Source organism: Kitasatospora sp. NPDC091257, assembly GCF_044757675.1.
Classification (GTDB): Bacteria; Actinomycetota; Actinomycetes; order Streptomycetales; family Streptomycetaceae; genus Kitasatospora; species Kitasatospora lactacystinica.
This window is the reverse complement of sequence record NZ_JBIVVI010000327.1, coordinates 1-7,850: the sequence shown is the minus strand read 5'-3', so window position 1 is coordinate 7,850 and position 7,850 is coordinate 1. Positions and strand designations below refer to the sequence as shown.

8 protein-coding genes are annotated in these 7,850 nt (G+C 74.9%); 4 read left to right on the top strand and 4 right to left on the bottom strand.

Features of this window, described 5'->3' with window-relative positions:
* Positions 1-303, bottom strand: a 303-nt coding sequence (locus tag ACIQOV_RS17335) for a GntR family transcriptional regulator (RefSeq protein WP_401049352.1), incomplete at its 3' end; no start/stop codon positions are given.
* 156 nt (positions 304-459) lie between these two features.
* On the opposite strand from ACIQOV_RS17335, the gene ACIQOV_RS17330 reads away from it, so the two are divergent.
* From ACIQOV_RS17330 to ACIQOV_RS17320, 3 genes are all read left to right on the top strand, one after another.
* Positions 460-1,242: a crotonase/enoyl-CoA hydratase family protein gene (locus tag ACIQOV_RS17330; protein WP_401049350.1), complete on the top strand. Its 783-nt coding sequence runs from the start codon at positions 460-462 to the stop codon at positions 1,240-1,242.
* A gap of 75 nt (positions 1,243-1,317) precedes the next feature.
* A complete protein-coding gene (locus ACIQOV_RS17325; protein ID WP_401049348.1) occupies positions 1,318-2,067 on the top strand; it encodes a GNAT family N-acetyltransferase in 750 nt (249 codons plus the stop codon).
* 107 nt (positions 2,068-2,174) lie between these two features.
* Entirely contained in the window at positions 2,175-2,558 is a 384-nt protein-coding gene (locus tag ACIQOV_RS17320; protein WP_401049347.1) for a hypothetical protein, read from the top strand.
* Between the two features lie 18 nt (positions 2,559-2,576).
* Here the strand turns inward: ACIQOV_RS17320 and ACIQOV_RS17315 are convergent, their stop codons facing one another.
* A complete protein-coding gene (locus ACIQOV_RS17315) occupies positions 2,577-3,497 on the bottom strand; it encodes a LysR substrate-binding domain-containing protein (RefSeq protein ID WP_401049345.1) in 921 nt (306 codons plus the stop codon).
* Between the two features lie 278 nt (positions 3,498-3,775).
* On the opposite strand from ACIQOV_RS17315, the gene ACIQOV_RS17310 reads away from it, so the two are divergent.
* Complete coding sequence (locus ACIQOV_RS17310) at positions 3,776-4,360, top strand: SRPBCC family protein (protein WP_380540621.1); 585 nt, start codon at positions 3,776-3,778, stop codon at positions 4,358-4,360.
* A gap of 205 nt (positions 4,361-4,565) precedes the next feature.
* Here the strand turns inward: ACIQOV_RS17310 and ACIQOV_RS17305 are convergent, their stop codons facing one another.
* Together ACIQOV_RS17305 and ACIQOV_RS17300 are read right to left on the bottom strand one after the other, a co-directional pair.
* Entirely contained in the window at positions 4,566-7,037 is a 2,472-nt protein-coding gene (locus ACIQOV_RS17305; protein ID WP_401049343.1) for an FtsX-like permease family protein, read from the bottom strand.
* Positions 7,031-7,777, bottom strand: a complete 747-nt coding sequence (locus ACIQOV_RS17300) for an ABC transporter ATP-binding protein (protein WP_401049341.1) — start codon at positions 7,775-7,777, stop codon at positions 7,031-7,033. The genes ACIQOV_RS17305 and ACIQOV_RS17300 overlap by 7 nt, the downstream gene beginning before the upstream one ends.
* Between the last annotated feature and the right edge of the window lie 73 nt (positions 7,778-7,850).

The window sequence follows — 7,850 nt, the reverse complement described above, 5'->3', positions numbered from 1 at the left end:
CTGCCCGGGGGTGAGCGGCTGGTTGAAGGAGAGGTCGGCCACCCGGGGCACCGGGAGGGCGCGGGAGGGTTCGAGGCCGTCGTAGCCGGCGCGCAGCCGGACGAAGGTGCCGCGGCCCTGCTCGCCCACCACCAGTCCGGCGGCGGCCAGTTCGGCGTAGACCCGGGTGGCGGTGGCGAGGGCGATCCGCCGTTCGCGGGCGAGGGCGCGGTGGGTCGGCAACCGTGCGCCGGCCGGGAGCGCGCCGGAGCGGATGGCGGTCGCGTACTCGTCGACGATGGCCTTGTAGGAGGGCGGTCGCACGGGTCACCTGCCGTTCCCGGGAGTGGAGGCACGGGCGTGCCCGGGTGCGCACGGGCGTGGGCCCGAGTGTATCCAGGACAATAAGTGGATTGTCCTGGTCGGGTGTTCCTAGCCTCGTCACATCCAGCAGCGAGGCCAGGAACGGAGCACGCGCCCATGACCATCCGCAGCGAGCGGGACCGGCACGTCGTCACCCTCACCATCGACCGGGAGAAGAAGCTCAACGCCCTCGACTACCCGACGATCGACACGCTGCTCGCCGAACTCGACCGGATCGACGCCGACGACACCGTCCGCGCCGTGATCCTCACCGGCGCCGGCGAGCGGGCGTTCAGCGCGGGGGCCGACATCCCGTCCCTGGCGGCCAGCGTCGCGGGCGGGCCCGAGCGGGCGCTGCGCGAGTTCGTCCGGCGCGGGCACACCCTCACCCGGCGGATCGAGGAGTTTCCCAAGCCGGTCATCGTGGCCGTCAACGGCCTGGCCCACGGCGGTGGTTGCGAGATCACCGAGGCGGCCCCGCTGGCCGTCGCGGCCGCGCACGCGAGCTTCGCCAAGCCCGAGATCTCGCTCGGCTTCCCGCCGCCCTTCGGCGGATCGCAGCGGCTGCCGCGGCACGTCGGCCGCAAGCGCGGCCTGGAGCTGATCCTCACCGGCGACCCGATCCCGGCCGCCCGCGCCGCCGAGATCGGCCTGGTCAACTCGGTCGTCCCGGCCGAAGAACTGATGGAAACGGCACGGCACTTGGCCGAGCGGATCGTCCGGCACGCGCCGACCGCCGTGGCCGCCTGCCTGCGGGCTGTGACCCGGGGCATCAACCTGCCGATCGACGAGGGGCTCGCGGTGGAGGCGGCGGCCTTCGCGGCGACCGTGTCGACCGACGGCGTCCGGGACGGCATCCGGCGCTTCCTGGACCGCTCGTCCTCCGGTGCGGCCTCCTGAGGCGGGTGCGGGAAATCCGTTGTCCGGTGGCGGTCGAGGGCCGATCATGACGGAATGTCGGATATTCGCGCCCGCGTGACCGCCTTCCGTGCCGCCTTCGCCCGCCGCCAGGCGCAGGAGGTCCTCGAACTGCCGGAGTTTCCCGGTGTGTTCGCCGTCCGGAGCGCCGAGTACGACCGCTCCGAGGAACACAATCAACTGATCGTCGAGGGGCCGGGAACCGACCCGGCGGCGCTGCCCGGGCTGGCCGCCCGGTGGCTGGGGCCGCGCGACCGGTACCGCGTCACCGTGCTGGACCAGGAGTCGGGCGGGCGAGCAGCCCCGGTGCTGGCGGCAGCGGGGTGGGAGCGGCAGGGCGAGGTGATCCTGACCTGCTCGACGGACGGCTGCACGCATCCCGAACCGGCCGCGAAACCCGTGGAGTTGGACGAAGTACGGGACGCGGTACTGCGTCAGCAGCGGGAGTGGATCGAGGACGAGGAGCTCGCCCGGCAGCTCACCGACCGCCGCGCCGCCCGGCTGCGCGGCGCCGGGCGGGTGCACTTCCTGGCCGTGCGGACACCGACCGGCGAGGTCGCGGCCTGGAGCGACCTCTACCTCGAACCGTCCGCCCGGCTCGCCCAGTTGGAGGACCTGGTGACCGGCTCGCGGCATCGCGGCGCGGGGCACGGCGACACCCTGCTGGCGACCGGCCTGGCGCTGGCGGCCGAAGCCGGCATCCCCCGGCTGTTCCTGCTCGCGGACGCGGTGGGCTGGCCGCGCGCGTGGTACGGCCGCCGGGGTTTCGCGGAGATCGGGCGCGGCCACTCCTTCTACGGCCGCTGAGCCGCTGCGGCCACTGGGCTTCTACGGTCGCTGAGCTTCTACGGCCACGGAGTTTCGTGCGGCACTCGCACGGCGCCCCGCACGGCGGCACCGGGCATCATGGAGCCATGGACCGGTACGAGGACCTCCCCGGCGAGGTCAAGGTGATCGACACACCTACGCTCCTGAGACTGCAGGAACGGGCGGAAGGGCTCGGCCTCGCCCAGCGGTTGGGTCGGGCGTGGGTGCGGGCCCATGCCGATCCGCAGGGACGGCACTGGCTGCGGCCGGCGCTGTGGCACGGGCTGACCCACCGCCCGGAGCTGCCGAGGCAGTTGCGCTGCGAGGCGGCGCTCGCCGTGCGGGGCGGGGACCGCGTGCGCAGCCTGCTGGACGTCCTGCCGGAAGACTTCGCCCCGCTGCGGACGGCGACCTCCCGGGACAGGGTGTGGATGCCGGTCGGAGGCGTCCTGTCGGCAGGGGACCGGACCGCCCGGCAGGACGAGGGGTAGCGGCGGCCGGTCGCCGGGTCAGTCCCTCCCCGCTACGACGGCCGGCGGGGTTTCGCGACCGCAGTGGGCGGCGACGGTGTCCGCGAAGGCGCGGGCGAGCGGGCCGAGGTTCTCCCAGTCCCGGACGGCCCAGCCGGCGGTGAGGGCGGGCAGGTCGCGCAGCGGGAGCAGCCGCAGGCCGGGGTGGCCGGGGCCCTGCCACTGCGGGAGCGCGGGGACGACGGCGTGGCCGAGGCCGAGTTCGGCGAGCAGGATCGCGGTGTCCCAGTCCGCGACGCTGGTGTCGAAGACCGGCCGGACGCCCGACTTGCCGAGCCAGGCCTCGACCTGGGAGCGGGAGACGGAGTTCTGCGGCAGCCCGATCAGCCGGGCGTCCTGGAGGTCGGCGGGCGAGATCCGGGCCCGGCCGGCGAGCGGGTCGCCCGCCGCGACCGCGAGCACCCAGGGCAGGTCGACCACCGGCCGCTGGTCGATGCCCCGGGCCGGGGCGCCGAGGGTGATCCAGGCGAGGTCGACCCGGCCGGCGTTGAGCGACTCCAGGCAGCTGCGACTGGAGACCTCCGTCTGGAACTCCAGGCTGACCTGGGGAAAGCGCCGCCGGAAGTCCACCACGGCCGCGGACATGAAGTGCCGGATGCTGGTGGCCCCGGTGGTGATCCGTACGGATCCGCCCTCGCCGCGGGCGAGTTCGGCGATCCGGTGCAGCGCGTGGTCGATGCTTCCGAGCCCGGTGGCGACCGCCGTGCGCAGCAGGCTCCCCGCCCTGGTGGGGACGACCCCGCGCGGGTGGCGCTCGATCAGGGCGAGGCCGACCTCCCGTTCGAGCCGCTTCACGTGCTGGCTGACGGCGGACTGGGTGCGGTTCAGGTCGCGGGCGACGGCGCTGAGCGAGCCGGCCCGGCAGACCGCGGCGAAGACGCGGAGGTCGTCGATGGTCACGGGGACCCAAGGTATCGCTTGGGGGTACCCCAGTAAATCGGCGGATTGACTTGGATGTTCCAGGGGATCGATCATCGGTCCAGGGCCCAGGGCGGCAACCCGCCCGTTGTCCTCGCCGGCGTTCCGGACGCCGTGGCGGGGGCACGGGCGGGTGTCGACCCGCATCCGTGCAAGGCGATGTGCGCGCCGGTGTGCACATCGATGTTCAGGTTGCCGTTCATGTCGATGCGCACGTAAACGTGCGGGAGCGGTGACGTACGACGGGAGGGGGAACGGGCATGCGGTACGCCGATGGTCCGGGTACGCGGTGCGAGGTGTTCGTCGGGGCGCCGGTGGAGCGGGTGTGGGAGCTGGTGACGGACATCGGCCTGCCCGCCCGGCTCAGTCCGGAACTCCACCGCGTCGCCTGGCTGGACGGAGCGGACGGCCCCGCGCCGGGCGCCCGCTTCGAGGGGCACAACACCCGCGCGGGCATGCCCGACTGGCGGACGGTCTCCGAGGTGACGGAGCTGACCGGGCCGGCCGGCGGAACGGGACCGGCCGGGCCCGACGGCCGCCGGGTCTTCGCCTGGGGGGTGATGGACGCGGACGGCCGCTACGGCGAGCCGGTGTCCGACCTCGGCGGGGCACTGGCCCGGTGGCGCTTCGAGCTGACCCCCGAGGGCGACGGCACCCGGCTGCGCCAGTCGGTGGTGATCGGCCCGGGCCGCAGTGGCGCCAGCCTGGTCATCGACGCCAAGCCGGAACTGGAGGAGAAGATCGTCGACTTCCGGCTGAACGAGCTGCGCACCGGCATGACGGCCACCCTCGAAGGCATCAAGGCGCTGGCCGAGCAGGGGGACCGGGCCCGGCCCGAGCGTTGATCCCGAACCCGCGGGGCGGGACGGGCCGACCGGACCGGCCGCCGGTCCTGTTCCGCTGACGGCTGTCGTGGCTGGTCCCGGTGATGGTCCTCCTGGATCCGACCTACGACCGGTGGGACGCCGAGCAGGACGATCCGGTCCTGCTGCCGGTCGAACCGCTGGGCGGAACGGACGACCGGGAGCAGCCGATCCGCGTGGTGGGTCGTCAGTCGGCCGGTCGGGCACCGGGCCGGCGCAGTGCCGCCCGGGCCGGCAGCACGCCGGCGAGCAGGGCCAGGAGCAGGCAGAGGCCGGTGGTGAGGGCCATGGTCGACCAGGGCAGGGCGAGGTCGACCCGGGTGCCGAGCCGGGCGGAGAGGCCGGAGCGGACGCCCGCCAGGGTGACCACCGCGATCAGCAGGCCGAGCGCGGCACCGATCCCGACCACCAGGGTCGACTCGGCGGCCACGATCCGCAGCACCTGACGGCGGGTCGCGCCGGACAGCCGCAGCACCGTGAAGTCCCCGGCCCGCTGGGCGGTGGCCATCAGCAGGGTGTTGGCGACGGCCAGGCTGCTGCAGCCGAGCGACGTGCCGATCAGGACGACCAGGAAGATCCGGACCAGGGCGTCGTCCTCGGAGGTGGTGCGGGAGGCGTACTCGGCGCTGCTCAGCGCCCGGGCGCCGAGCGGGGCGAGGACGGCCGACGAGGTGGCGCCGGCGGTGTGGACGACCGAGGTGAGCGCCGAGGGGTCGTGCGCCCGGACGGTGCGGGTGGTCAGCAGCACGCTCGCGGTGGCGGAGCCGTCGGTGATCTCGGCGACGACCGTGACGTCCACGGTACTGCCGTCCTCGAAGGTGACCGGGACGCGGTGGCCGGTGGTCCAGCCCAGCCAGGCGGCCGTGCCGGCCTTGACCACCATGGTGTTCTCGCCGGTCAGGCCGTCCAGGGAGCCGGAGGTGACGGTCATCCGGGCGCGGGCCCCGCGGAACGCGGCCTCGCTCATCCCCACCGCGCCGACGTGGTCGGTGCCGCCGGCGTAGAGCCGGGTGGGCAGCAGCGAGGCACCGCCCGGTACGGCGGCCACGGCGGCGTCGGAGAGCCCGGGTGTGCCCTGCGGGGTGACCACCGAGGTGGCCTGCTGCCGGACGGTCTCCTCCAGCGCGTAGCCGCCGGCCCGCAGCTGGAACAGTCCGGCGATCAGCACCGCGAAACCCACCGTCACCAGCACCGGAGCGGCGGTCGAGGCGGTGCGCCGGACGGCGGTCACCGCACTCTCCCGGGCCACCGCGGCGGTGGCGCCGCGCAGCCCGGCCAGCGGCCGGCAGACCGCGCGGACGATCGGCGGGAGGACGGCGGGTGCGAACAGCATGAGCCCGACGATCAGCGCCATGGCCGCGTACAGGGCGTTGTTGATCATGCTGTCGGACTCGCTTCCGGCCGCGACCACCACCAGCCCGAGCCCGAGGGCGGTGGAGATCCCGCCGGCGATCCACCGGCCGCGGGTCATCGGCCGGTGCTCGACGGCGGCCTCGCGCAGCGCCTCCAGCGGGGCCGTCCGGGCCGCCCGGCGGGAGGCCGACCAGACCCCGAGCAGCGCGACCACCAGGCCCAGCGCGAAGGAGCCGAGCAGCGGCAGCGCCCGGAACCGTACGGTGAATCCCGCCGGCTCCAGGCCGCCCTCGACCATCAGCGCGCCCAGCGCGGGCGCCAGCAGCGCGCCGAGCAGTACGCCCGCGCCGCCGGCCGCGACGCCCACCCCGAGCGACTCGGCGTACACCGTGCGCGCGATCTGACGGGGGGTGGCGCCGATGGTGCGCAGCAGGCCGAACTCGCGCCGCCGCTGGACGATCGCGAAGGCGAAGGTGGAGGCGACCACGAAGACGGAGACGAACGCGGTCAGCCCGGCCGTCGCGGTCAGGATCTGCAGGCCGATCCAGCGGGTCTTCTCGGCGCTCCTGTCCTCCAGAGCGGTGAGCGCGGCGCCGTGCAGCACCGTCCCGTCGCCGCCCACGGCGGAGGCCGCGGCCGCGGCGACGGCCGGGACGTCGGCGCCCGGCGCGGTGACCAGGCCGATCACCCGGACCCCGGGGGCGAGCGCCTCGGCGGCGCGGTCGGACAGGTAGAGGGACGGCGGGTCGACGGTCCCGGGGGCGGCGCCGGGGACAGTCCCTGACACGAGGCCGGACACGGTGTAGCGGGCCGGGCCGGCGGCGGTGAGCAGGGTGACCGGCGAGCCGGGTGCCAGGCCCAGCGAGGCGTCCAGCACCACCTGGTGCTCGTCGGCCGGCGGGCCGCCCGCGACGAGCCGCTCGGGCCCGAACGCGGTGCCGGACCAGTTGCGGCCGCGCGGTTCCGGGCCCGGGGCGCCCACCGGCCTTCCGTCGATCACCGGCTGGGCGTAGAAGGCGCGGTCCGGCACGGCCTGGGCCACGCCCGGGACGGCGGCCAGGGCGTGCAGCAGCTCCCGGGTGTGTTCCCGCGACCAGGGCCGGCCCGGGGTGAAGGTGCCGTCGGACTGGTCGACGGCGGGGCTCTGCACCACGACCCGGGTGCCCGCGTAGCGTCGGGGCACCTCCGGTTCGGCCGAGGTGAGCACCAGGGCGGTCATGGCCAGGACCGTCACGCCCAGGCCGAGCGCGACGAAGGTGCCGAGGAGGGACGTCCAGCGGGCGCGGACGGCGGCGAGGCTCAGCATGCCGGGGCCTCCAGGGCGGCCATCCGGCCGGCGATGACCGCGGCCTCGCTGCGGCCGTGCAACTCTTCCACGATCCGTCCGTCGGCGAGCAGCAGGACGCGGTCGGCGTAGCCGGCGGCGGTCGGGTCGTGGGTCACCATGATCACGGTCTGCCGGTGGCGGTCGACGATGCCGCGCAGCAGGGTGAGGACCTCGCGCGAGGTACGGGTGTCCAGGGCGCCGGTCGGCTCGTCGGCGAACAGCACGGCGGGCCGGGTGATCAGCGCCCGGGCGATCGCGACGCGCTGCTGCTCGCCGCCGGACAATTCGCTCGGCCGGTGCCCGCCGCGGTGGCCGAGCCCCACCTCGGCGAGTGCCGTGGCGAGTTCGGCCCGGTCCGGGCGGCGCCCGGCCAGCCGCAGGGGCAGGGCCACGTTCTGTTCGGCGGTCAGCGCGGAGACCAGGTTGAAGGACTGGAAGACGAAGCCGAGGCGCTCGCGGCGCAGCAGGGTCAGCCGGGTCTCGTCCAGGCCGCCGAGTTCGGTGCCGTCGATCACCACGGTGCCGTCGGAGACCCGGTCCAGGCCGGCCGCGCAGTGCAGCAGCGTCGACTTTCCGGAGCCGGAGGGGCCCATCACCGCAGTGAAGCTGCCGCGCGGAAAGGCGACGGTCACGTCGTCCAGTGCGGTGACGGCGCGGTCGCCGGTGCCGTACTGCTTGGTCACGGCCCGCAGGAGGACCGTGTCGGTCGAGTTCGTCATGGTCCCAGGCAACCCGTCAACGGTGGGGGAGCGCAGGGGCGTTGGGGCGAGAGCAGAGGTAGTGCCAGCACCC

What these genes read in the sequence shown, in the direction of transcription:
- ACIQOV_RS17305 (WP_401049343.1), bottom strand. Translation starts at nt 7,037, where the DNA reads ATGCTGAGCCTCGCCGCCGTCCGCGCCCGCTGGACGTCCCTCCTCGGC.
- ACIQOV_RS17330 (WP_401049350.1), top strand. Translation starts at nt 460, where the DNA reads ATGACCATCCGCAGCGAGCGGGACCGGCACGTCGTCACCCTCACCATC.
- ACIQOV_RS17300 (WP_401049341.1), bottom strand. Translation starts at nt 7,777, where the DNA reads ATGACGAACTCGACCGACACGGTCCTCCTGCGGGCCGTGACCAAGCAG.
- ACIQOV_RS17310 (WP_380540621.1), top strand. Translation starts at nt 3,776, where the DNA reads ATGCGGTACGCCGATGGTCCGGGTACGCGGTGCGAGGTGTTCGTCGGG.
- ACIQOV_RS17320 (WP_401049347.1), top strand. Translation starts at nt 2,175, where the DNA reads ATGGACCGGTACGAGGACCTCCCCGGCGAGGTCAAGGTGATCGACACA.